The sequence below is a fragment of the Marinoscillum sp. HNIBRBA16962 genome (assembly GCF_057801515.1).
The window spans coordinates 5,983,170-6,006,417 of sequence record NZ_CM173603.1; the positions used below are offsets into that span (position 1 = coordinate 5,983,170).

General features: G+C 41.4%; 24 protein-coding genes. 4 read left to right on the forward strand and 20 right to left on the reverse strand.

All coding sequences use genetic code 11. The annotated features are described in order from the left end of the window. Positions 1–55: 55 nt before the first annotated feature. From AC3E9V_RS24905 to AC3E9V_RS24925, 5 genes are all read right to left on the reverse strand, one after another. On the reverse strand, positions 56–2,650 hold the full coding sequence (locus tag AC3E9V_RS24905; protein ID WP_488750885.1) for an outer membrane protein assembly factor BamD: 2,595 nt from the start codon (positions 2,648–2,650) through the stop codon (positions 56–58). Between the two features lie 435 nt (positions 2,651–3,085). Continuing rightward, a complete protein-coding gene (locus tag AC3E9V_RS24910; protein WP_488750886.1) occupies positions 3,086–3,577 on the reverse strand; it encodes a hypothetical protein in 492 nt (163 codons plus the stop codon). A 101-nt stretch (positions 3,578–3,678) separates the two neighbouring features. Continuing rightward, complete coding sequence (locus AC3E9V_RS24915; RefSeq protein ID WP_488753684.1) at positions 3,679–3,927, reverse strand: FlgD immunoglobulin-like domain containing protein; 249 nt, start codon at positions 3,925–3,927, stop codon at positions 3,679–3,681. Between the two features lie 167 nt (positions 3,928–4,094). After that, complete coding sequence (locus AC3E9V_RS24920) at positions 4,095–5,519, reverse strand: restriction endonuclease subunit S (protein ID WP_488750887.1); 1,425 nt, start codon at positions 5,517–5,519, stop codon at positions 4,095–4,097. Further along, on the reverse strand, positions 5,510–8,251 hold the full coding sequence (locus tag AC3E9V_RS24925) for a type I restriction-modification system subunit M (protein ID WP_488750888.1): 2,742 nt from the start codon (positions 8,249–8,251) through the stop codon (positions 5,510–5,512). The genes AC3E9V_RS24920 and AC3E9V_RS24925 overlap by 10 nt, the downstream gene beginning before the upstream one ends. A 332-nt stretch (positions 8,252–8,583) precedes the next feature. Here AC3E9V_RS24925 and AC3E9V_RS24930 point away from each other — a divergent pair, with 332 nt between their 5' ends. Beyond that, positions 8,584–9,576 (forward strand): aspartate-semialdehyde dehydrogenase, encoded by a 993-nt coding sequence (locus tag AC3E9V_RS24930; protein WP_488750889.1) that lies wholly within the window; start codon positions 8,584–8,586, stop codon positions 9,574–9,576. A 60-nt stretch (positions 9,577–9,636) separates the two neighbouring features. On the opposite strand, the gene AC3E9V_RS24935 is transcribed toward AC3E9V_RS24930, so the two are convergent. After that, a complete protein-coding gene (locus AC3E9V_RS24935; protein WP_488750890.1) occupies positions 9,637–10,857 on the reverse strand; it encodes a hypothetical protein in 1,221 nt (406 codons plus the stop codon). After that, a complete protein-coding gene (locus tag AC3E9V_RS24940) occupies positions 10,845–11,198 on the reverse strand; it encodes a PadR family transcriptional regulator (protein WP_488750891.1) in 354 nt (117 codons plus the stop codon). Before AC3E9V_RS24940 ends, AC3E9V_RS24935 begins: the two co-directional genes overlap by 13 nt. Positions 11,199–11,277: 79 nt before the next feature. Here AC3E9V_RS24940 and AC3E9V_RS24945 point away from each other — a divergent pair, with 79 nt between their 5' ends. The 3 genes from AC3E9V_RS24945 (at position 11,278) to AC3E9V_RS24955 (ending at position 13,102) form a co-directional block, all read left to right on the forward strand. After that, the gene (locus tag AC3E9V_RS24945; protein ID WP_488750892.1) at positions 11,278–12,459 is read left to right on the forward strand and encodes a THUMP-like domain-containing protein; all 1,182 of its coding nucleotides are present in this window, start codon (positions 11,278–11,280) and stop codon (positions 12,457–12,459) included. Positions 12,460–12,539: 80 nt separating this feature from the next. Then, positions 12,540–12,725 carry a type II toxin-antitoxin system HicA family toxin gene (locus tag AC3E9V_RS24950; RefSeq protein ID WP_488750893.1) on the forward strand — a complete coding sequence of 62 codons (186 nt, stop codon included), beginning with the start codon at positions 12,540–12,542 and terminating at the stop codon, positions 12,723–12,725. Then, entirely contained in the window at positions 12,722–13,102 is a 381-nt protein-coding gene (locus AC3E9V_RS24955) for a helix-turn-helix domain-containing protein (RefSeq protein WP_488750894.1), read from the forward strand. Before AC3E9V_RS24950 ends, AC3E9V_RS24955 begins: the two co-directional genes overlap by 4 nt. Here the strand turns inward: AC3E9V_RS24955 and AC3E9V_RS24960 are convergent, their stop codons facing one another. From AC3E9V_RS24960 to AC3E9V_RS25020, 13 genes are all read right to left on the reverse strand, one after another. Beyond that, the gene (locus tag AC3E9V_RS24960; RefSeq protein ID WP_488750895.1) at positions 13,103–14,782 is read right to left on the reverse strand and encodes a GH39 family glycosyl hydrolase; all 1,680 of its coding nucleotides are present in this window, start codon (positions 14,780–14,782) and stop codon (positions 13,103–13,105) included. It lies immediately after the preceding gene. A gap of 104 nt (positions 14,783–14,886) precedes the next feature. Beyond that, positions 14,887–15,486, reverse strand: coding sequence for a class I SAM-dependent methyltransferase (locus tag AC3E9V_RS24965; RefSeq protein WP_488750896.1), 600 nt, complete (start codon positions 15,484–15,486; stop codon positions 14,887–14,889). A gap of 15 nt (positions 15,487–15,501) precedes the next feature. Beyond that, the gene (locus AC3E9V_RS24970) at positions 15,502–16,302 is read right to left on the reverse strand and encodes a UbiA family prenyltransferase (RefSeq protein WP_488750897.1); all 801 of its coding nucleotides are present in this window, start codon (positions 16,300–16,302) and stop codon (positions 15,502–15,504) included. A gap of 14 nt (positions 16,303–16,316) precedes the next feature. After that, the gene (gene atpG / locus AC3E9V_RS24975; RefSeq protein WP_488750898.1) at positions 16,317–17,213 is read right to left on the reverse strand and encodes an ATP synthase F1 subunit gamma; all 897 of its coding nucleotides are present in this window, start codon (positions 17,211–17,213) and stop codon (positions 16,317–16,319) included. An 11-nt stretch (positions 17,214–17,224) separates the two neighbouring features. Further along, entirely contained in the window at positions 17,225–18,802 is a 1,578-nt protein-coding gene (gene atpA, locus AC3E9V_RS24980; protein ID WP_488750899.1) for a F0F1 ATP synthase subunit alpha, read from the reverse strand. 39 nt (positions 18,803–18,841) lie between these two features. Continuing rightward, positions 18,842–19,387, reverse strand: a complete 546-nt coding sequence (atpH, locus tag AC3E9V_RS24985) for an ATP synthase F1 subunit delta (RefSeq protein ID WP_488750900.1) — start codon at positions 19,385–19,387, stop codon at positions 18,842–18,844. A gap of 1 nt (position 19,388) precedes the next feature. Further along, the gene (atpF, locus tag AC3E9V_RS24990; RefSeq protein ID WP_488750901.1) at positions 19,389–19,877 is read right to left on the reverse strand and encodes a F0F1 ATP synthase subunit B; all 489 of its coding nucleotides are present in this window, start codon (positions 19,875–19,877) and stop codon (positions 19,389–19,391) included. 79 nt (positions 19,878–19,956) lie between these two features. After that, positions 19,957–20,157: an ATP synthase F0 subunit C gene (gene atpE, locus AC3E9V_RS24995; RefSeq protein ID WP_488750902.1), complete on the reverse strand. Its 201-nt coding sequence runs from the start codon at positions 20,155–20,157 to the stop codon at positions 19,957–19,959. Positions 20,158–20,195: 38 nt separating this feature from the next. Next, entirely contained in the window at positions 20,196–21,236 is a 1,041-nt protein-coding gene (gene atpB / locus AC3E9V_RS25000) for a F0F1 ATP synthase subunit A (RefSeq protein ID WP_488750903.1), read from the reverse strand. Positions 21,237–21,254: 18 nt separating this feature from the next. After that, a complete protein-coding gene (locus tag AC3E9V_RS25005; protein ID WP_488750904.1) occupies positions 21,255–21,623 on the reverse strand; it encodes a hypothetical protein in 369 nt (122 codons plus the stop codon). Further along, positions 21,620–21,853: an AtpZ/AtpI family protein gene (locus AC3E9V_RS25010; protein WP_488750905.1), complete on the reverse strand. Its 234-nt coding sequence runs from the start codon at positions 21,851–21,853 to the stop codon at positions 21,620–21,622. Before AC3E9V_RS25010 ends, AC3E9V_RS25005 begins: the two co-directional genes overlap by 4 nt. Beyond that, complete coding sequence (locus tag AC3E9V_RS25015; protein WP_488750906.1) at positions 21,810–22,235, reverse strand: bactofilin family protein; 426 nt, start codon at positions 22,233–22,235, stop codon at positions 21,810–21,812. Before AC3E9V_RS25015 ends, AC3E9V_RS25010 begins: the two co-directional genes overlap by 44 nt. Positions 22,236–22,262: 27 nt before the next feature. Continuing rightward, positions 22,263–23,129 carry a M23 family metallopeptidase gene (locus tag AC3E9V_RS25020; RefSeq protein ID WP_488750907.1) on the reverse strand — a complete coding sequence of 289 codons (867 nt, stop codon included), beginning with the start codon at positions 23,127–23,129 and terminating at the stop codon, positions 22,263–22,265. Positions 23,130–23,248: the final 119 nt, after the last annotated feature.

Below are 23,248 nucleotides of genomic sequence, written 5' to 3' on the forward strand. Positions count from 1 at the left end.
AGGTAATAAATAAATGCTTTTTCAGCATTACGCTGAAGTTAAAAAAAGCATCGAACTACCGGTCACAATAGATATTGTTGTAGTCTTCAGGCCTGAAAGCCTGCGACCTGATCACGCCTCCTTGTATGTTAAAATAGGTGACCACATAAAAAGCAGCGGCCTTAAGGTGCTGCTCTGCAAAGATTACCGGCTGTTCGGCGGTACCCAGATTGATGATCTCATTGTATTCTGAAGTGAGTATTTTTCCCTGCTTATTACTTAACAGACCATGCCCCTCTTTTTCCAGGATCAACACATAAGTCTCGTCAGGTTTTTCCAGCCACACACTGAGTGAAAGCACATTGTCCAGCAGTACATTTCCCTTGTTAGTAATAAGCTGCCATGATTCAGACTCCCTGGCCCAAAATGCCGTGTCATTCCACTGCCTTACCTCAGAGAACTTCAGGGGGAGTATCTCATCATGATCCTGATCCACTATGCCCACTTTACCGTCAGACTGCACCTGATAATAAGGTCCGATTTTGGTGATCCGGGCATCATATTCTACTGGAATTTTAATCTTGTTTTCCAGGTCATAGCTCCCTATCTTATCTCCATCCAACAAAAAGAGCAATGAGCCCTGCTGGTCTATTACATCATACTTAGGACTGATCACCACCTCCCCTGAGTGGGTAAGAACCCCAACCTTGCTTCTTCGCTTAAACCGGAACAATGTATCTGAGAGCAGGACCAGGTTTTCATTTTTAGTATCAAATAGCAGCTTGCCCTCATTATCAAAAACCTGCTGAAGATCCACCGTACTAAAAAGCAGGTATTCATATTCGTTTGAGGTTAAAAGCCGGATCTGCTCTCCCTCCTGTACCCACTCTCTCCGGCCATTCTGAAAAACCACCTGTAGTGAATCGCTCCGCTTGATATAAGCAGCGTCATCATTGATAAGCTTCACTGAGTCCAGCTTGTTAAGGGGTAAAATGCCGCCCCGTTTACGGCTGATCAGTAGCCATTCGTCCGGTCGCTTTAGGGTAAGCCAGCCTTCATTCACCTCCAGGTAGTCAAACGTCTGACCTAATATCTCCTGATCTTCCACATCAAAGATCTGATACCCTTTGTCTCCTTTCTGGTACCAAAAAGAGTTTGAAACATAAATGGCTTCTTTACCAGGTTTTCTAAGGTATTGCAAATCAGCATTTATAAGGCATTCCTCGTCCGCGCTGAATCCCTGAAACAGGGTGTCATTGATCACCTCATAGTCATCAAATAAAAATTGCGGAGCAAATCCCTCCTGCATCATTTCATTTGCATTCGTTACTCCAAAAAGGCCGTCCTTCTCTACCACAAAAAAAGCTCCCTCAGTTCTCACTGCATCGAGCTCAGGTGACATAAGCTGGTACCCCGCCGGAGTTACCACGCCCCAAAGATCATCTTTAGCAAAAGATATCCATCCATTGCTTAATTCCTGAGCTTCCTCCGCCTCAGTGACGAGGAGATATCCTGCTTTATGATAGAGCCCTTCTCCTTCCCCTTTAACCAAAATGGTGGATGGTCCTGTTTCCGTAAACTCACTTACTCCTTCCAGAATTGACCTCCCATTTCTGGCAATAGCGCGAGTCTTGCCATTTTCGACTACCTCCAGCCAGCTATCCTTGATCCTGCCGCACATGTACCGGTCCGGGATGCGCTGAAATTTCATAGCAACTCTTTCGGTTCCGGACAGATTCATAAAGCCAAACAATCCCGCCTCAGAAACCGGAAAGAGGATTTCCTGATTCAATTCATGCATTTCTCTGAGCGAGTCCCCTTTTATATGAAACCGGGCAACATCCTCCCAGGAATGCTGAGGATCATTTAGCGAGCGGTAGTAAAGTATATCCCCTGCTTTTTTTGATAGGTGAGAGTCCGGATAGCGCTCCATAAAGTACCTGTATGATTCCCAGGAATGGTCTATGGTGCTACGCTCAAAAATAATTTTCTCAGCTTCTTTCCTGAAAGGCGTATCAGGGTGATCATCCAAAAAACGAATATACCCATCCAGGTCTCCCTCTTTTGTATAATCCTCAAAGATCAACACCTGGTACCTTTCCTTTGCAGCCCCGACGTAGGCAGACTCAGGGTAAGTTTCGAGGTAATCTTTGTAAGCTTCCCAGGTGTTTTTCTCCATTACCAGCTCATACGCGAGACTGTCTCTGTAAGTGATCGCTTTATCACGTACCTCACTTAAAGCATCAGGATACCGGTTTAAAAAAACCTGAAAAGCAGTGACGGTCATCTGGTCCCTGGCTCTGGCAAATGCCAGATCAGCTACAAAATCTTTTTGCTTAATAAAATCCAGCTTGGTAAGGTCAACCTTTCTCAGGTCTTTCAAATCTTCTACAGGAGATGCCTGATAATCATCATAGGCTTCATTGATATATACGCGTGCTGAATCAATATCATACCTGTAGTAGGCAGTATCACTAAACATCACCGAATAGAAATATTTAGCGCCGGGATTGATGCTGTCCTTCTCCAGCATTTTATGAACCAATCGCTCAGCCTTTTCAAACTTTTCCTTTTGGATCGCCTTTTTTATGCGCTTAAGCTTACCCGCACTTGCGAATGGGATAATGGCAAGAAAGATCAGTAGGAAAATAACTGGCCGTCGGTATTCCATAACTTTAATTTGCTGGGTAATGCAAAGTAAATAAAATAAGCAGACGATGCTTTAAAAATCGATTAGGATTGTTGAGTAGTTAATAATTCCCGTTCAAACGAGAATATTCCCGAAAAAAAGAATCCACTCTTTTCATTCTCAGTGAATTGGTTACTTTTACGGTATAACTTCGCAAAGGCGAGTAAATTTTAGGCGGTGATTTGATCTGACGCAAGTCAGGTCGCAAGATTCGATCCCAACCAGTTATGGATCGATCTTATTGAGGGGCAAGTTGCTAAACTTGCCCCTTTTTTTATGCCTGGGAGTATCGGATAGGGAAATGTAGTTATTTGATTTGGTCAACAATGTCTCTCAATATTTGATTGCTATAATTTTCATTTTCCAGACTCTTATCAAACGGAACAATTACAAGATCTATCCAGGCTCTATGCAATGTTACCTTTCGTTATTCTTCAGTTTGCGGTTCGCTATTCTGAAAATTACAGCACTTGCCATTGTTCCGATTGCGATACCTATGGTGAGAAAAAGTTGTGGTTGAACCTCGTTGATTGGGTATTCAAAATGAATGTCTGAGCTTGTGGATTCAAGAATGGAGTTTGTTCGGAAGGTTCCTGAAATAACTGTCAGTAATTTCACTTGCCAGGCCCCTAATCCACAGAATAACAAAATGGTTAATGAAATCAATTTTTGTTGAGTTGTCCTGATATTCGCGAACTTAACTACTCCGAAATGTAGTAATGGAATTAATCCAATCGCAATTGAAAAAAGAATTCCCCCGGAACGCAATGGGCTTGAGCCATGAGTGTTCAGAATCATTCTAGAAGATTTAATCTCGTTCATTGAAAGTTCGAAAAATTCTGGCCAAAGCATAAAACCTGCCACAAAACAGACAATGGTTAGTCCGACAGTTCTGTAATATTCATTCATGCAGTAAGTGAAAGGTTCCCCCCGAATATAGTGAGCATAGTTCACTATACTTCACCTATACCCTCATAGTAAAGCTAATGGATTTTTAATATTAGTCAAGCCTACCTCCCCACTACCACGGTCTCCTTCAGTACTTGCTGGTGGCCCTGACCATCATACACTTCAAACAGCACCACATAGTAGCCTCTGCGCACTTTATTGCCCGATGCACTGGTACCGTCCCAGGTGAGAAACCCGGATGTGCTCAGCGACTCCCCCTTAGCCAGCTCCGCGACCGGTTGCCCCAGCTGGTTGTAAACAGTAACATTGGCAAACTGCCCGCCCCGGTCAAACTGATAATTAATAGTGATAAAGCTCTACTCCGCTGCATTTGATGTGCCAGGTACAAATGCTTCGGATCAATTTCTAACTTAGCCTGTGTTTGATCAGCCAGGAAAGACTGAGAATTGACATGTCTTGGGTTGAATGTTTTGCTTAACCGACTTGCAGCAATGCATATGTCAGAAGTGCTTGCATATTAGTTTTCTTGTTTTATAGATTCTTCAATTATTTTATTTATCTCTTGTTGTTTTTCTTCAATTTGTCTACCAATTTCTTTTTGCTTGTCAAGCTGAGTTTTAAGAGTTTCTACAATTTCTAATTGTTTATTTACTCCCCAATCCGGCATTGGAAATTCCTTTATTTGGCTTGGGAAAATATTTGTATTATTACCAAGTCCTTTTTTGTGAGTGTAAACGAGATATTGGAAAAAGTCACTTCTGAAATAATAGTAAGCACATAACGGGTCAAACCGGATTAATCTTATCCTTTGAGTAAAGTCAGCAAAGATTCCATTTATTCCTTCGTCTTCAATCAAGGCAACTTTCCCTATTGTTCCTTCACCTGAACGAGCCAAAAGAATATCACCTTTCTTAACTGTCTTATTTAAGTTGCTTGAAGCGTACTCCTCCGAAACTTTTTTGCAGTCTTCTGAATCAAATGTCCAGGTTTTGATATTGGACATTGCGATATAAAAATAATTTCCGTGTTCATCATAGTCTTTAGGAGATACACTTTTTCCTAAAACGATAGGTTCAGAAATAAAATCTTTAACTCGCTTGTTTGTTATGTCTTCTAAAAAGGTTTGTACATATTGACCTGCCCTATTGTGAAAACGAATACCCATTCTACAGTCAATATTGTTAGCGAAATTCAGAATGCTCGATGTGTAGGTTTTCTCTCGCTTAATGCTTTCAAACTCTTCCCAATTGAACCCAAAGGCCTCTCCGAAAATTTTATTAATAATGTGTAAAGGGTTTAAAGCTTGTTCGTTTAGTTTAGTTATTTCACCTTCAATTGACGTTATTTTTTTTAAAAGTTCATTTTGGCGATTTATATCAGTTGGCAAAAAAATTGGTAATTCCTTCAAATAAGTTTTTGAAAGGTTTTTTTGTGTTTTACCCGTTTCCGTTGCTCTAAAATATTTCTGGATTGTTTTACTATTCAGATAATAAACTAGAAGTCTTGGATTCAGTTTGTCAGGGTTTACTTTGAATTTTGATAAGTAATGAGAGAGCGTTAATTGAATATCTTCAATCCTTTGTTCAAAGTAAAAGGCAGAACCACAGTTAGCGGAAATAGCGATAACAATATCGTCGCTTTCCACCTTAAACTGATTGAGAGCTTCGCCTTTATCTTCAGTTATATAAATAGGGTCGTCTAAGTTTAACACTCCATTTTTGATGTTCCGCACTACCAAATGAATATACCGCGTTGCTTCACCATTTTCTGAATAGTCCGCTTTTGTTATTGGTTTTCCTGTTTCGAAATTGGAAACATAATTCTTTAAAAAACGATTTGCAGTACCAACGGACTTATTGAATTCCAAAAAATCAGTATCACATCTTAAATATTGGTCAGACCTAAGGTCTGAGAGTTTTGTTTTAAATCCAACTACTCCCATTTCACTTCCTTTCTAATGTTATCCAATATGGTAATAGTTTCAGTGGTGCGTAACACAATGTCATCACTTTTGTAATGAGAAAGAACACCATTTTTGAAGTGGCTAATTAGCTCTTTATCTATTCTTTCGATATATTCTGTTTTTAATTTGTCATTATCATAATAGGTTTTAAAAATTTCGATTACTCGATCTTTTTCAGCTTCCAAGCTTTTAATTTTTTTCTTTTGCGTTTCGATATCTGTTTTGACTCTTTCGACTTTCTTTTTTAGCGATTCTGTTCCCTTTTCGGCAACCTTCTTTTCTTTTATCTCGAGCTCTTTTTGGCTTTCTTTCAAGAGATCATTTAAGATTTTTAGATTTTTGTCGTACGATTCAATGATGTCTTTGGTGTCTAATTGGTACGGTGCATATTCCAAATCGAATAAGTCGTTAGGCATTGGGTTTTCTCCCCTTTTGGTTCGTTTGAAGCCTACATTTTCAGCTTCTGCCATAAAAATGTCATAATCTAATTCTTTGGCAACTTCACCAAAAACCCACCAAGCATTATAAAAGCCAAAAACATCCGTTTCTCTCTCATACTTTGAGATATTGTCTATTTCTTCTCCGTATTTTTCTAAAAGTTCTTTTACAGCTAAGACTTCATCTTCAGGAGTTATATAGTCTTTTAAGTAACGTTGAATATTTGTTTTGATGTTCTTCAGGTTTTCTTTTTCAATGTCTTGGACCACATCCTTCGCCCATTTTTTATTGAGTTTTTCTCTCTTGACGAAATACTTAACATAGTCTGTAACTCTTACCTTTAGAAAACTCCATTCTTTGCCATATTTGTCCCAAAGAGTATTCCATTCCTCTACCTGTTTTTTGGTTTTCTTTTGAGCAAACAGCAAGCTTGTTTTGGTTGATGTAAAAGGTTCAAATGTTATTTGTGGAAGACTTACAATAGCCTTGACATTGAAATATTTAAACAAAAAAAGACGAATATATTTGTTTTCTGTGGTGTCAAAAACACTTTCGGGAAGGACAACCCCCAATCTTCCACCTTCTTTCAAAAGTTGGTAGTATCGTTCAATAAAGAGATTTTCCGAGTTCTTTTTGTTTCCGAAAATAAAGGTATTTTTGACTTCTCGTTGAGTTTGCCTATCTAAGTCAACACTAAACGGTGGATTACTTATTGCCACATCGAATTTTGCATTTACTTCTTTGCCCTTGTAAAGGGTTTCGGCACTCGCAGTTTCTAAAAAGTTAGGGGAGGTTTCTTTCACATAGAAACGAAAAGGGAGCAATCCATCTTTTACAAAAATGTTGGTTGATCCGTCACCATGCAGAATCATATTTACTTTTGAAGCTGTGCCTAGGTCAAAGTTGATCTCAGAACCGTACAAATATTCTCTTGCCCATTTATTCTCAGCATGGTCAGGCGTGAAAAGTTCTTCAAAGCGTTGTTCGATTTGTCGGCTTGATTTGAGTTTACCTTTTTGCTTATACTTTAATTCCTTGGTAATGAGCTTCATTGCTTCTACTAAATAGGTTCCACTACCAGCCGAAGGGTCAATGATGAAAGGTAATTCTCGGTCACTATTTAAACGGTCAATTGCCAAATCATCCAATTGCAAAGCATAAAGTAAGAAATTCACAATTGGAGTTGGCGTGAAGAATTGTCCCTTGGTTTGCTTAAACCCGTCTCTGGTAATACTTTCAAAAAAGTCACCTAAAATATCTTTGCCGTCCAATGAGCTACGACCTTCTAAAAATGAAAAACTCTCTAATGCTTGAACTGTGTAAATGAGCTTATTTAATGGAAACTTATTCCTGTTTATAACATTGTCATCATCTATTTTTTGCTGTTCGGAAACATTGAGTTGCTCCTTTAAAGCTCGTTTGTAAAGTTGGTTAGTCCGCTCATAGATTTTCTCAGGACTCTCAAGGTGGCTTCCGTATTGGTAAATTTGAAAGTCATACTCTTGATCGTCTTCCTTTTCGTATTCATCTTGGATTTTGGCAAGTATAATGTTTACGAGAGAATAAAAGATTTCACTATCGTTCGTTCCACCACCGCCCCAAAGTACGTTATGTAGGTTTTTTCCTAAACCTTCAATTTCTTCACGATTTATTTTAGTTCTTAAATCGTGCTTTTGGTGTCCTTTGATTAAAGGTTGTTTTTTCGGCTCACCATAGCCTGCGGTTAATCCTGTAGCAATAGAAATAAAGCCGTCATTTTCCCAGTCCGTATAGTTGGGGTACTTTTCAAAATCTATAATGATTGCTTTATCTAAAATTCCTTCTTCCTGAAGGTCAGCAGTATAGTAAACCAAATATTGAACCTTAGTTTTAAAGTCCTTTTCTTCTGCTTGAGCTAATGAAAAAAGTTGTCCTTCGATTTCGGATTTCTCTTTCTCGTATTTATCAGGTGCTTTGACTTCAATGAAAAAGAATGGATTTCCATTTTCGTCCTTAACGACAATGTCAATTCTTGGTGAAAGCTTCCCGTGCCCTGCTTTTACAGAATACTCTTTTTCAATCTCTATATTGTCAGGTTTGTAATCTAGTTCATTTACTAATCTGTCAATTAAAAATGCTCTTACAATTTCTTCATCACCTGTCAACGATTTTAATACTCTGTTTAACTTTATTTTCTCAGAATATTGAACAGTTGCTTTATCAATGTTGATTTTGGCAACACTGTTATTCTGTTTTTGCAGATTCCGTTCAATTAGCTCTTTCCATTCTCTCATTTATATCTCTAAGATGTTTTGATTCTTCAAATTAATGCTTTTTACCCCCTTCTTCTACTCTAATCAAGTCATTTATTGCTACATGGGTATGAATTTCGATTGCCTCCGGTTTTATTATGAACCATAAATCTAAAAAAATCTGTTTTCAGCAAACGGCCGTGGTAAAATCCCCATCCGCAAAGTCATCGTTAATCTGGGAAAATCCGTAAACACTTAGAAAGAGGAAAATTGATAGAAGTGTGGGTCTTAACCGCATCTTATATTAAATTCGCCGTTCTATTGAAAAAATAAAATAATGTTCTAAAAACGAAGATTGTAATTTAAGAAAAGTTATGAAAATTGCTGTTGTAGGCGCTACCGGATTGGTAGGCCAGGAGATCTTAAAAGTAATCGATCAGCGAAATGTCGCTTTCGATGAGTTGTTGTTAGTCGCTTCAGAGCGCTCTGTGGGTAAGGAAATCACTTTTAAGGGCAAGACCTACAAGGTAATTTCCATGGCAGATGCTGTAGCTCAGAAACCGGATATTGCCCTCTTCTCAGCCGGTGGTAGTACTTCCAAAGAGTGGGCGCCAAAGTTTGCCGAAAATGGCACGGTGGTCATTGACAATTCGTCCGCATGGAGAATGGACCCGACCAAAAAGCTGGTGGTACCGGAGATCAATGGTAGTGACCTTCGCATTGATGACCGGATCATTGCCAACCCTAACTGCTCCACGATCCAGATGGTGCTGGCGCTAGCGCCTTTGCATGAGCGATACGGTATCAAAAGAATTGTGGTTTCTACCTACCAGTCTGTGACGGGTACAGGTAAAAATGCCGTAGACCAGATGATGAATGAGCGTGTAGGCAAAGATGGAGAAATGGCCTACCCATACAAGATCGACATGAACGTCCTTCCGCACATCGATGTGTTTTTGGAAAACGACTACACCAAAGAGGAAATGAAGATGGTCAACGAGACCAAAAAGATCCTGGGTGACGACAATGTGAAAGTTACTGCCACCTGTGTACGTATCCCTACCATGGGAGGTCACTCGGAAGCGGTCAATATCGAATTTGAGGAGGAATATGACGTTGCTGAGGTAAGGAGTATATTGGCCAGGACACCGGGTGTCATTGTGGAGGACGATCCTGCAAATAACGTTTATCCTATGCCTATCAACTCACACGGAAAGGATGAGGTATTCGTAGGGCGTATCCGGAGAGATGAGACACAGCCCAAAACCCTCAACATGTGGATCGTGGCAGATAACCTGCGGAAAGGCGCAGCAACCAATGCGGTACAGATCGCTGAGTTCGTGATTGAGAATAGTCTGGTTTTATAACCAGAATAAGGATAAATTTCACAAAAAAGGCTGTTAGTTGATGCTAACAGCCTTTTTTATTTATAAAGTAGGGATCATATGAGAGGCAAGTGTGAGCATTACCATCGCCTTAAAAAACTTTTCCTTTCGGTAGACAATTAGCAATATCAATAAAAATACGGCAAAGCCATATACAAAAGACGAATCAGAGATCAGGCCTTCCAGTGTCCCGTCAAACCATCCCAACTTGATGGCCATACGCAATAAGGGATAGCCTATGAGCAATCCACTTAATGTGCCCAGGGTTATTCGGTCCTTAACCCCGGAAAAGCCCAGGTAATGGACCGCTACAATGGTACAGAAAATGATCGCCGGGGTATAGGCCATCACATTCCGCAGTACAAAATAGTCTTTCGAGCCTATGATCACCGGCATCATAAAGCCGACAAACGCAATGGAAGAAAAAATCAGCAATAACAGGTCTGATACCGGCTTTAGTCCTTCCCTGCTCGCAAAATGGGACCAGGTAAGGGTGAAGGCATACATCCCGATCAACACAACAGAAAAGATGAAAAACATAACACCTCCCACATTCTGCGGATCGCCCATTGGCGATGAAAACAGATTGTAAATCAACCCAAAGCCGATCAATACAAGGGCAATATTTTCCAGGCCTTTTTGGTTATTCTCAATCATCCGAATAATGAGATAATCCTTTAATCTTTGTCGGGATAGGTAGAAATAAATAGATACGGCTGGGAAGAATATACTCAATCCAATGATAGAAAAAAGAAGGAGAGCACCTGCTCCTGGTAAGTGAAGCACTTTAAATACCAATCCGGCAATAAATACGATCACCTGGAGCGTAGTTAGTAAGATGATCCATCGTCCTTTCAGGTCCCTGTAGAGATAAATACTTCTAATAGATTCAATAAGTAGTGTGGCTGCTGATCCTATAAAAAATGAAAAAAGTAAGACCCCGGCACCTGGAAGGTGGAGGGTTTTAAACAATGTTGCGAAAGCCAGAAATAGTATCGATAATATGGAAAATACCCTGACCGGATTGATTTTTTTCTTGAGTAGTATCATGGTTTCGTTTTGAATGTTGGACAAATGATTTTCAGGGATTTGATGGTTTACTGATTCCCATGCACTAGTAAAATCCTGGCCCTGTTCAACTTGAATTTCGACATCACAAATGAGGTGATCCAGGAGCTCGGATTTAAGTGGTTCGAATGTGATCCCCTGCCGATCCAGCTCCTGAGATATGTGATCAATCTGTTCTTTAGTTAGATTCCCCATGTGTTTAAACTTAATCCTGATGAAGAGCTGAGAATCTTTTTAATGCTCTCTAAAAACTCCTGCAGTTCCGCCACTTTTTCCTTAGCTGCCTTACTCCCCGATTTGGTCAGAGAGTAGTATTTGCGTACTCGTCCGTCCACAATCTCTGAATCAGTGGTCAGGAAGCCATCCTTCTCCAGTTTGTATAGAATCGGGTAGAGTGCGCCGTAGGTAAGTTCTATGTCCCCCGAGGATAGCTCCTTCACTCGCTGACTAATCTCATACCCATACATCTTTTTTTTCTCGGAAAGCAACTTTAAAACAATGGTTTTTATGGTTCCTTTGATATATTCCCTATACATAATATATAATTTTCTTAAATATATAACTTTAATTTATCTCCTGCAAATCAAGGTGAATATTTGTTGCTAGCTTTACGATATGGAGCCGATTGAATTTCTGCAATCCGATAAGGTGAGAAGGTATCTTTCCGAGCACAGGGACACTGATCCGATAGATGTGATCTTGAATCCCCCGAAAGAGTGGAGCAAGGCGCAAAGCAGGTTGGTAGCAGATCAACTCATTAGTAGAAGAAAAGCCAAAACAAAATTGCCCGGGTGGGTTGCTCAGAAGGGCATCATACTTCCGCCACCACTATCCGTAGAGCAGTCTTCCTCTGAAGAAGCAGCCGCATATAAAGCAGGCATTATATCCGGAAAACACTTGATTGATCTCACCGGTGGTATGGGAGTGGATACTCTCGCTTTAAGTCATGGGTTTGAATATGTCACATACGTGGAAAGAGACTCCTGGCTCTGCGCTCTCTTTTCACACAATAGCTTGCTTCTCGGTGAAAAAAACATTGAGGTGAAACACTCCACAGCGGAAGAGGTCATGGAAAACTTTAAGGGAAAAGCTACTTTCTTCATTGACCCGGCACGAAGAGATGCCCTGCAGAGGAAAGTCTTTCGGTTTGCAGATTGCTCTCCAAGTCTCGCCAGCCTCCTTCCACTACTTGAAGAAAAGGCAGATAGCGTTTTAGTGAAGGCTGCTCCATTGATTGACATCAGCAAGGGTTTGGCTGAATTGGATCATGTTGCCGAAATACATGTGTTGAGCATCAAAAATGAATGTAAAGAGGTGCTGTTTTTAATGGACTTTACCAGGGAAGTGCCCGAGCCGGAGATCATCTGTACTAATTTGGCCGACTCTAAAGCAGAAATATTCAGGTTTCAATTAAGCAAGGAAAAGAAGATACAGGTTGATTTTGATGAGGTATCTGATTACCTCTATGATCCCAATGCCTCCATTTTAAAAGCCGGTGCATTCAAGAGCATTACTGCGAAATATCCAATTAAAAAATTAGCTGCTAACACGCATCTTTATACCAGTGACCAATTAATCCAGGATTTTCCGGGTCGCATATTCAAAGTATTCAATCATTCCCCTGACAAAGCAGAACTCAAAAAGCTTAAGCAAGCGAATGTCATCACTAAAAACTATCCGCTAAAGCCAGAGGAGCTTAAGAAGAAATACAAACTTAAGGATGGTGGGAACTACTTTTTGATTGGGTTTAGGGACATGAGGAATAAGCCAAAACTAGTCTTGGCAAAAAGTAAATAATTATTTACCTTTAGGTCATATTTGGAGAAACATTTTGCGTAGAGTTTTGTAAATGAATTTATAATCTTAAACTTTTCTCCATGAAATGTAATGAGCTGTTAAAGATGCTCAAAAAAGATGGTTGGTTTGCCATTTCCCAAAAGGGATCACATATTAAACTGAAACACGATACAAAGGAAGGAATCATCATCTTTCCTAATCACGGATCTTCAGAAATGGCAACAGGAACAGCAAATTCTATTTTAAAGAAGGCAGGTTTGAAATGAATACTAAATACACAGCAATAGTAGAAAAGACGGATACCGGTTTTTCTAGCTATATTGATGATTTAGGAGTGTACACAACCGGTAAGTCCATTACTGAGCTGGGAAATAACCTTGTAGAAGCTTTAGAGCTGCTATTTCAAGATCAAAATGTAAGCATTTCCCCATCAGACATTGATCTTCAGATTGACCTGAAACAATTCTTTCAATACTATCGGGTTTTGAATGCTTCTTTCCTGGCTGAAAAGATCGGCATGAACCCCACCTTACTCTCCCAATACGTTCAGGGAAAAAAGAAACCATCAGCCAAACAAACAGAAAAGATTCTTAATGGCATTCATGAAATCGGACGAGAGTTATCCGAGATCAATTTGATCTGATCACCAGCTTAGCGTGACCAATGACACTCCCTGTCTGGGCAGTTCAAAATCCAGGGTGTATTTTCCTTCTTCAACCCGGATCTTCTTTGGCGGCTGTAGTTCTTCAAGCCTGCCTTCCTTTTCAAGCTGTTTGTATTGCTCCGCTGATGGGTTTTGTGGCTTGCCCATTTTTTTCCAGAGCGTATAGGCATTGCTGTGAGTTTCATCTATCCTGAAATGTTCCACTGTAGCTCTTCCGTTAGGCAAAGAGGTTAATTCCAAATTTATTGCTGCGTCTGGTGCCGGAAGGTCATCATCGTGATAGTTCCAGACCACAACGGTCACCGAATTTTCCGATCGACTGGCTAGTGCATCGATATCAGGATCCTCTTTTACACCATCGTGCAGTACCTTTTCCCAGCCCAAAGCTCCGGTAGACGAAACAACCAGTCTGTCATCACCCATCATCCCATACATCCGAAAAACATTCAAAACCGGCTTATCTACTCCATTGGTAGCAAGCGAACGAAAACCATCAAACCAGTCCTGATCCTCAAACTGGAAAGACCAGCTCAGTGCCCCCTCAAGATTAACACCATACGCATCAGCGATATCATAGATCTTGGCAAAAGAAGAAGCTGTGTAGCTGGAGTACATGGTGCCATTACGATAACCATTTTGTGGGTTGGTCTTTTCAGAGCATGCAGCGCACCCCTCCGGATCACACTCCCCGATGATAATGGGTATTCCCTCCAGCTGCGGGTAGAGATTTACCGCATCAAACCCTCTGACAATATCCATCAGCTGAGGCGCCATATTCATCTGCACATGATCATCTACCACTTCAGGACTCCCTTTAGCATGGTAAGCAATAAAATCCAGAGGTGCTCCGGTTTCTCCTGTCGCATAGTTTTCCCCTTCCAATACATGATCAATGAAATCAATGAGGTAGTCATAGGCTTTTGACCAGCGAGGACCCGTAGTGTGTGGCCCTCCAACCTTACATTTGGGGCATGCGCGCCTCACTGCGTCTACCGAGTAATCGTAAAGCTCAAAATACTCTTCTTTCTTACCTGACCAGTAACCAATATTGGGTTCATTCCAGGCCTGCCACAGCCAGGTCTCAACCTCCTCCTGCCCATACCGATCTATGGAATGCTTCACCCACTGATAGATCAATTCGGCCCATTTCTCATAATTCTTTGGCGGATATGTCCACCCGGTAAAGATATTTTCATAGGTTTTAGTAATATCCCATTGGTGCCTGTATGGTTCGGGTTTCTCAGACAGTGCTTTTGGCATAAATCCCATCTCCACAAGGGGCTTCATGCCCCGCTCCACGTAGGTATCAAAGATCTGATCAACGATCGTCCAGTCATAGACAGGATTTCCGTCTTCATCTTCAGTGTAAGCATTGGTCGACCCCCACTTAAGACCTGCTTCTCCATCTCCGGTAGTAAGCAGGTTATGAGCTCTTACGTACACAGGCACACTGCTGAGCTCAGCTATCTCGGAAAGTAGTTTCTTCCCATTTTTCATGTAGGTATAGTTGGGCTCGTCATACCCGAAATAAGCCCAGATTGGCTTCAGAGTTCCCTGAGATTTAGCTGCATCTACACTGATCCTGACAGTGTTCTGACTGTATGTAAATGCGGAAATGACTAAAAGAAATCCGCACGTGATAGTTTTAACAAAGCACATAGGACTGAAGGTTACGTTGGATTTTTTAAGTTAATCAGGGTTGGCTTCTCTAAATTTAAAAAATTATGACTGCAATAACCATGTTTTTGCAGTCATTTAGCTACCTAAATAGTATACATACGGTAAAAAATCCAACTCCCGAGGTAGCTCTCCTCAAAATCCATATCGTAGCCCGATTCCATAATAAACTGATGAATATTGTTTAGCCTGCGGGCTTCCAACCTTGCTGTTATGTTAAAAAAGCGATACATCAGCCACACAATAAGCTGCTGAAAAGCCTTGCCTTTTTGAAAGTCCACAACATGAAGCTGTCCACCGCTTGCAAGTAAATCTTTGGCTTTGGCCAGTATCTTTTTAAGATTACTCGCATGAAACGAATCCAGGAAAAAAGGAAAAATAACTGCGTCAAAAGATTCGTCAGTTCGCCACTCGAGGTAATCATCCTGGATAAATGTGATGTTTGCATCGCTTTCCCGCTCTTTTGCCAGCTTCATCATTGTCTCAGACAGCTCAAGAAAAACCACCTGATGAGTCCTCTGCAAACAGGGCAAGATCCTTCCTGTACCACCTCCTGCGATCAGGACTTTAGCATCGGGTTTAAGATTACGTACCGGCGCTAACTGGACATGTTCCCACATTTTCCCAAACACCAGATCAGCAAGTCCGTCGTAAAACCTGGCTATAAAATCAAAGTTGTTTTTCATAACCAAATACTTTGGTCACAAAACAAATAAGATCGGGAGATAAAATACGCCATCACCAATGACTCTGAATCGATCCTTATAAGAGGCAGCAGGCACGAGAAATACCCCGTAAAGTACTACTGACATCAGCAGGTATAAAAACTGAAGAGGTGAGTTAAATAAAGTGACAAGACTCAAACTGCATGAAATACTCAGCAAGCACATCCCATGAATGAGCCATGAAGCATATTTGGTCCCAACTGTAATAACCAAAGAACCAAAGCCATCCTGCCGATCCCGTTTCTGGTCATAGAAAGAAAAGATCATGAGGTTGATCAAAGCTATCATGGCCAGCTGGCTGCAGTACAGCACATCAATAAATGCAATACGCTGTGCCAATGAGGCCGGCCCTAAAAAAATTCCCACAGCATAAGCTACTGCTACAATCAGCTCTTTCACCCACAGCTTTTTCGCAACAAAAACCAGGACCAGGTACCCAACACAACCTGCCGAAAGCAAGGCACCATTTCTGATGACAACCTCAGGCAAAAAGACCATATTAACCAAACCACAGATAAGTACCAGACCTGAAATAATAATCAGCCAGCTAAAGTGCTCCTTGTGAAACCGATGACGGGGACTGGAGGGAGACGCTACTTTTCGGGCGTCTATCAGATGGTCGGTAGTATAGATCAGCCAAATTGCTGCGCCTAAAGCAACGTAAACAGAAAAGGGGAGATGGACCTCATAATATTTGCCCAGATATGCTAAAACAAAAATGGCTCCCATTACCACATCTAATGAGAGCCATCTGAAATATCTGTATAAAACTTCCATCAGGAACGAACCACTTATCCTCCCTGTGAGAGCGCCTCAGCGCCTCCCACAATCTCAAGGATCTCCTTGGTAATTGCAGCCTGACGAGTTCGGTTATAAGTCAGTCTAAGTTCCTTAAGCAGTTCTCCCGCATTATCTGTCGCCTGATCCATGGCTGTCATACGGGCGCCTTGCTCAGAAGCGTTAGATTCCAGAAGTGCTTTGTAAAACTGGATCTTCAGTGATTTTGGAATGACTTCAGAAAAAATAAACTCTTTGCTCGGTTCAAACAGGTAATCATTTGAATTGCTGTTCTCTGCTTCCTCCTCATCCACTACTGTAGTCAAAGGCAGGAACTGTTCGGCTCGTACGATTTGAGTAGCTACATTCTTAAATTCATTAAAAATGATCTCTACTGAATCAAAATCTCCGGCAATAAATCCGTTCATGGCAAACTCAGCAGCCTCCATCACGTGAGTGAAATCAAGACTACCAAAAAGACCGGCATACTCGTCGATTACATTGTACCCTCTTTTAGAAAAGTGATCGTAAGCCTTTTTCCCTATTGGCAATAAAGTCACATTTCCGGCAGCCTCCTGACTGGAATATTTTTCAGCGATTACAGCTTTTGTATACTTAAAGATACTGCTGTTAAAAGCACCACAGAGACCTCTGTCAGAGGATACCACTACCAAAAGTACATTATTGGCCTCTCTGGATTCAGCAAACGGATTTTCTACCTGATCACTATCCACTCCGGCGGCCACATTCTGTATGATCGCAGTTAGCTTCTTAGAGTAAGGACGCATCTGTATGATACGATCCTGCGCTCTTCTCAGCTTGGCTGCAGCTACCATTTTCATGGCTTTTGTGATCTGCTGGGTCGATGTGACCGACTGAATTCTTCCTTTTACTTCTTTAAGGTTCGCCATTTGGGTTATTCTTAGTTATAGCGCGCTGCCAGACCTTTAGCTACTTCTGCAAGCTTATCTGTTGCAGATTCTTCCAGTTTTCCAGCCTTTAGCGATTCTAAAACGTCTTTGTTTTCAGCTCTTAAAACATTAATAAAGTCAGATTCAAACTCCTTCACTTTTACCTCGGGCACTTTATCCAGGAAGCCTTTAGTAGAAACGTAGATGATGGCCACCTGCTCCTCTACCGGTACGGGAGAGTATTGAGCCTGCTTCAAAATTTCCTGGTTTCTTCTACCTCTGTCTATCGTTCGCTTTGTAGCAGCATCCAGATCAGAACCGAATTTTGAGAAAGCTTCAAGCTCCCGGAACTGCGCCTGGTCAAGCTTAAGCGTACCTGCCACCTTTTTCATGGACTTGATCTGAGCCGAACCACCCACTCGGGATACAGAGATACCCACGTTGATAGCCGGACGGATACCTGAGTTAAAGAGGTTTGTCTCAAGGAATATCTGACCATCTGTGATTGAGATCACATTGGTAGGGATATAAGCCGACACGTCACCAGCCTGTGTCTCGATAATAGGAAGGGCTGTTAAAGAACCACCTCCTTTTACCTTACCCCTAAGAGGCTCAGGCAGATCGTTCATTTGAGAGGCAATTTCATCATTGTTAATGATCTTGGCTGCACGCTCAAGCAATCTGGAGTGAAGGTAAAATACATCTCCTGGGTATGCTTCTCGTCCCGGAGGCCTTCTGAGTAGAAGAGATACCTCACGATAAGAAACAGCCTGCTTGGAAAGGTCATCGTATACCACGAGAGCCGGACGACCGGTATCGCGGAAATACTCACCAATAGCTGCTCCGGCAAAAGGAGCAAAGAACTGCATAGGGGCAGGGTCAGAAGCTGCAGCACTCACAATCGTAGTGTATGCCATAGCGCCGGCTTTCTCCAGCGCGGCTTGTATTCCTGCTACGGTAGAAGCTTTCTGGCCTACCGCTACATAAATACAGTATACAGGCTCTCCCCGGTCATAAAATTCTTTCTGATTGATAATGGTATCAATCGCCACGGCAGTCTTACCAGTCTGACGATCACCGATGATCAACTCACGCTGGCCTCTACCAATCGGGATCATGGAGTCGATCGCTTTGATACCTGTCTGCAAAGGCTCACTCACAGGCTCACGATAGATCACTCCGGGAGCTTTTCGCTCGATAGGCATTTCGAAAAGCTCACCTTCTATTGCTCCTTTGCCGTCTATCGGATTTCCCAGTGTGTCTACCACTCTGCCGGACATACCGTCACCTACTTTAATAGAGGCAATTAGCCCGGTCCTTTTTACAGTATCACCTTCTTTGATCTCAGCTGACTCTCCAAGAAGTACAGCGCCCACGTTATCTTCCTCCAGGTTCAAAACCATTGCTTTCAGGCCATTTTCGAACTCCAAAAGCTCTCCAGCCTGTGCCTGAGTTAAACCATAGATACGCGCCACACCGTCTCCTACCTGAAGAACAGTTCCTACTTCTTCAAGCTCAGCCTCCGTTTTAGAGCCGGATAGTTGCTCTCTTAGTATTGCCGAGACTTCATCAGGTCGAACATCTGCCATAGTCTTATATTATTATTTGTGCCTTTTCGGGCAGGTTTATTAAATCGTTTCTCTTTGAAATTTCAATTTCAGGTCTCTTAGCTGACCACTAATGCTTTCATTTATCTGACGGTCACCCAGCTGAAGGATATAACCCCCAACCAGATTCGGGTCTATTTTTTCATTAAGTTTTGGCTTCTTACCAGTAATGTCGGTTACAAGTTTTTCAAATGATTTGCGCAAAGCATCATCCAAAGCAATTGTAGTAGTGACAGTGGCTTCCTGGAAGCCCATTTTTGCGTTATAAAGAATTACAAATTCACTGGCAATATCAGGTAAAAACTTCTCCCGTTTCTTCCTGGTCACAATATCAAAAAACTGTGCAGTAAGCTGATTTACCTTTTCACCAAAAATAGCCTTGAGAATAGCTGCTTTTTTGAGATGAGGTATGATTGGGCTTTTCAGCATGAGCAAAAACTCTCTGTTAGCATCGCATATCTCAGAAAAATTAGCCATGTCATCACGTACCTCTTCCAGCACCTTCTTCTCTTCAGCCAGCTCCAACAATGGCTTGGCATACCTCTTTGCTATTCTGGTAATCGACATCTTAGTTTACTTTTACGTCTTTGAGGAATTTATCTACCAGCGCTTTTTGCGATTTGTCATCTGAGAGCTTTTCTCTGATCACTTTCTCGGCAATTTCCAAAGAGAGACTAGCTACCAGGTCTTTTACCTCTTTCAGCGCTGATTTTTTCTCAGATTCGATGCTAGCCTTTGCATCCGCAATCATCTTATCCGCAATCACAGAGGTTTCACTTTTTGCTTCTTCCTTGATCCTGTTAGCTGCTGAAATCGCCTCTTTCAATATCTTATCGCGTTCTGTACGAGCTTCCTGAAGCAGGTATTCATTATCTGCTTTGATCTGCTCCATCTCTTCTTTCGCCAGGTCAGCTGCTCGTAATGAGTCCTCTATTTTACTTTCTCGAGCTTTTAATGCGCCCGCGATCGGTTTCCATACAAATACAGCCAGAATTCCAAATACTACAAGGAAAACGATCGTCTGCCAAATTATTAATCCTATCTCCGGATGAACCATATTTTAATTGTTATTGTGCCTGATAATAAACCTGATCCTGAAGCCTAATGCTATCAAGATCAGGTTGGGTTTAGAATGCTTAAGATCCGATAGACAAGAATCCGATTACAGCTGCAAATAGTGCAACACCTTCTATCAAGGCTGCTGCAATAATCATTGCAGTCTGGATTCTGCCGGCTGCTTCTGGTTGTCTGGCAATACTTTCAGTAGCTCCTTTACCGATCATACCGATACCAAGACCTGCTCCCAGTACTGCTAAACCTGCTCCAATTGCTCCCATGATTAATCTAATTTATATGGTTTAAAATAAAAGATTCATTAATGATGCTCCTCTACTGCCTGCCCAAAATACATAGCAGAAAGGAGGGTGAAAATATATGCCTGCAGCAAGGCCACAAACAATTCCAGCATGTTCATAACGGTAGCAAAAATGGTAGCGGCAACTCCCACAGCTATGCTCTGCGCAATGAACGTAAGACTTATTATGCTTAAGATGATGATATGACCTGCAGTAATGTTTGCAAAAAGTCGTACCATCAGTGAAAATGGCTTTGTAAATATTCCAATGATCTCAATGGGCACAAGGATCATATAAAGAGGTACCTTGGCCACCCAACTCATACTACTACCCAGCGGATCAAAAATATGTGACCAATAGGTTTTATTCCCTGAAATCAGTGTGATTATAAGGCTGAAAACAGCCAATGTCAGCGTAACCGCAATGTTGCCTGTTAAGTTTGCAGCTGCGGGAAGCAGCCCCAAAAGATTCCCGAACCAGATAAAGAAAAACAATGTCATCAGGTAAGGAAGGTACCTTTCGTACTTGGGGCCAATGTTTGGCTTTACTATCTCATCTCTGACATAAATGATTATAGGCTCGAAAAAGGACTGTATTCCCCTTGGAGGCCCACCTGCGTTCTTTTTATATCCCCTGGCTACTGCAAGAAAAATCAGAATCAAAACAGTCGAATTTATAAGCAGAAATAGTACATTTTTCGTAATTGACAGGTCTATAACATGCTCCCCGTCAGCAAGGGTAATGTGCTCATGCTCCATCACATAACCTTTGTAAGGAACTACATTATGATCCTCATCATAAAAGTTGCCGGAGGAGAATATATCCAGACCATTTTCTTCGGAGTAAATAATAACCGGAAGGTGTACCGTAAACCCGTGAAATATCTCCCATGAATGAGCATCACTGATGTGGTGATTGATCATTTCACTCGGATCAAATTTCTCCCCTTCCTCGTCTCCACCGGACGCAAGCGCCGGAACTGCCGAAAGCACTGAAACAATAAGAAATAAGCTGCTGAATTTCAAAAACTTAGACAAGACGTTACTCCGATTTTTATTCATTGCTATTGGGTTCACTCCTCAATTCCGCCGCAAGTTAGGTAATACAGCAAATAATTCAAAGATTAAATAAACCAAGTAAAGGGCTATAAACTGGATCATGAGGGATTTTATATTATCCAGCTTCAGCATGAATAATATCACGAGAAAGAACAGGGCTGTCATTAGTCTGAATGTAATCGCTCCAAGTGCATAAAGCGGAGTCTTCCATTCATTTTTTTCAGCCTGATAAAACATCCATGAAACAATGATTGACTGGGCGAAAAAAAAGATAACCAGCCCTGGAAATTTTTCATGAAGATCTATGGACAACCAGTCACCCGCCTCTAGATAATATGCTACTATGAAGAAAACAGAGATCAGGAATGTAGCGATCAGGTATTTCTTCATGAACCAAACTTCTTAAGCAAATAATAAATGGTTGCAGCCACAGACAGGAAGATAGATAAAATAAGAATCCAGGGGATTTCAAACCCTATCTCACGATCGAGGTAATAACCCCCAAGGATAATCCCCAAATTTAAGGAGAGTAGCTCAAAAGTTATGCTCGTTAACCGAGCATAATCATTACCTTTCTCAGGATTGGGCTTTAAGGAGCGGTTTTTCTTCTTGTCCTTCAACCTTCCCTATCTTTATCTCCTTACTTTTCACTCCCATTTTGCAGCTACCATTAAATGTAGCGCCAGATTCTACAATAAGCTTGTTGGTAATAATATCACCGTCTATCACAGCGGTAGGCTTCAGTACCAGGACTTCAGTAACCTCCACTGTTCCGGAAATATGCCCGGCTATTTCTGCATTTTGTGCGAGTACACTACCCTCTACCTGAGAAGAATCTCCAAAGGCCGCCTTGGTTTTCGTTTTAATATTTCCAACCACCTTGCCCTCTATTCTGATGTTCCCAAAGGTCTCAAGATTCCCTTCAAGGATGGTTCCTTTACCAATGATGTTGCTTGAATTACTTAGATCTTCTGCCACTTTCTTTTCCTGTTTGTTAAACATTTCTTTTTTAAAAATTGATGTACGAATTTAAAAGGCGACATATTCTTGTGGATTAACGGGGTTACCATTGTGCCACAACTCAAAATGGAGATGCGGACCTGAAGTAAGTTCTCCCGTATTCCCAATTATAGCAATTATTTCTCCTCCACTCACAAAATTACCAACGTTTTTTAATAATTCCGAATTGTGCTTATACACGGATATGAGATTGCCACTGTGCTGAATACCAATCACATAGCCACTATCTAAGGTCCATGAAGAAAAAATAACCACTCCGTCAGCTACACATTTTACCGGTTCATTTTCCTTAGCCACGATATCCGTACCGTAATGATCCGCTTTGGGATTAAACTCATCAGTAACAATCCCATCCATCGGTGTAAAAAGAAATAGCTCCCTGAACTCATCTGACCTGGAGTTTTGATAAGTCAGTATCCCCAGATCCTCTTTCTCAAATTCTGCCCGAAACTGTGAATCGATAGGCGGAATCGATTCGCCCAGCTGAATTTCAGAGGGATTAAAGTCGGCTGGCTCACGACCTGCTTCTAGAGTATTAAGTGCTTCTATATCCCCACCTACGACTCTTTTGATATTGTCCACGTACTGATCCTGTATAGACAGTTGATATTCCAGAGAATCGATCTTCATCGTAAGATCCACCAACTGACGGTTAGACTGCATCATGGCAAAACGCGGATCCAGCCACTGCTCCAGAACAAAGGTTACCAGGTAAACTGACAAAGAAATCAATACCACAAAAATACCCGCAAAAAGAAGGATAACACGAGCGAAATTGAAGCTGATAGTCTTCTTCTCCGCAAAGTTCTCCTCGTTTCGGATGATCAGTAGATACCGGTTTGTCAGCCAGTTTGATAATGTCTTCTTGGGTGTCAAGTTTCTGAGTTTTTTATTCTCAATCGTTTAGTTCGCAGAATTCATTTTTCCGCCTTAAAGCAAGCAAAATTAGTTAACCTATTGATTTTCAATCACCAAATTATGGAATACTTTTATAT

Coding starts and splice junctions, on each gene's coding strand:
- atpH (WP_488750900.1), bottom strand. CDS start 19,387: ATGTCGATTACCAGAATAGCAAAGAGGTATGCCAAGCCATTGTTGGAG.
- AC3E9V_RS24970 (WP_488750897.1), bottom strand. CDS start 16,302: ATGGAAGTTTTATACAGATATTTCAGATGGCTCTCATTAGATGTGGTA.
- AC3E9V_RS24955 (WP_488750894.1), top strand. CDS start 12,722: ATGAATACTAAATACACAGCAATAGTAGAAAAGACGGATACCGGTTTT.
- AC3E9V_RS24930 (WP_488750889.1), top strand. CDS start 8,584: ATGAAAATTGCTGTTGTAGGCGCTACCGGATTGGTAGGCCAGGAGATC.
- atpE (WP_488750902.1), bottom strand. CDS start 20,157: ATGGGAGCAATTGGAGCAGGTTTAGCAGTACTGGGAGCAGGTCTTGGT.
- atpG (WP_488750898.1), bottom strand. CDS start 17,213: ATGGCGAACCTTAAAGAAGTAAAAGGAAGAATTCAGTCGGTCACATCG.
- AC3E9V_RS24965 (WP_488750896.1), bottom strand. CDS start 15,486: ATGAAAAACAACTTTGATTTTATAGCCAGGTTTTACGACGGACTTGCT.
- AC3E9V_RS24960 (WP_488750895.1), bottom strand. CDS start 14,782: ATGTGCTTTGTTAAAACTATCACGTGCGGATTTCTTTTAGTCATTTCC.
- AC3E9V_RS24940 (WP_488750891.1), bottom strand. CDS start 11,198: ATGTATAGGGAATATATCAAAGGAACCATAAAAACCATTGTTTTAAAG.
- AC3E9V_RS24950 (WP_488750893.1), top strand. CDS start 12,540: ATGAAATGTAATGAGCTGTTAAAGATGCTCAAAAAAGATGGTTGGTTT.
- AC3E9V_RS24945 (WP_488750892.1), top strand. CDS start 11,278: ATGGAGCCGATTGAATTTCTGCAATCCGATAAGGTGAGAAGGTATCTT.
- AC3E9V_RS24910 (WP_488750886.1), bottom strand. CDS start 3,577: ATGAATGAATATTACAGAACTGTCGGACTAACCATTGTCTGTTTTGTG.
- AC3E9V_RS25005 (WP_488750904.1), bottom strand. CDS start 21,623: ATGAAGAAATACCTGATCGCTACATTCCTGATCTCTGTTTTCTTCATA.
- AC3E9V_RS24920 (WP_488750887.1), bottom strand. CDS start 5,519: ATGGGAGTAGTTGGATTTAAAACAAAACTCTCAGACCTTAGGTCTGAC.
- atpF (WP_488750901.1), bottom strand. CDS start 19,877: ATGGTTCATCCGGAGATAGGATTAATAATTTGGCAGACGATCGTTTTC.
- AC3E9V_RS24925 (WP_488750888.1), bottom strand. CDS start 8,251: ATGAGAGAATGGAAAGAGCTAATTGAACGGAATCTGCAAAAACAGAAT.
- atpA (WP_488750899.1), bottom strand. CDS start 18,802: ATGGCAGATGTTCGACCTGATGAAGTCTCGGCAATACTAAGAGAGCAA.
- AC3E9V_RS24905 (WP_488750885.1), bottom strand. CDS start 2,650: ATGGAATACCGACGGCCAGTTATTTTCCTACTGATCTTTCTTGCCATT.
- AC3E9V_RS24935 (WP_488750890.1), bottom strand. CDS start 10,857: ATGGGGAATCTAACTAAAGAACAGATTGATCACATATCTCAGGAGCTG.
- atpB (WP_488750903.1), bottom strand. CDS start 21,236: ATGAATAAAAATCGGAGTAACGTCTTGTCTAAGTTTTTGAAATTCAGC.
- AC3E9V_RS25015 (WP_488750906.1), bottom strand. CDS start 22,235: ATGTTTAACAAACAGGAAAAGAAAGTGGCAGAAGATCTAAGTAATTCA.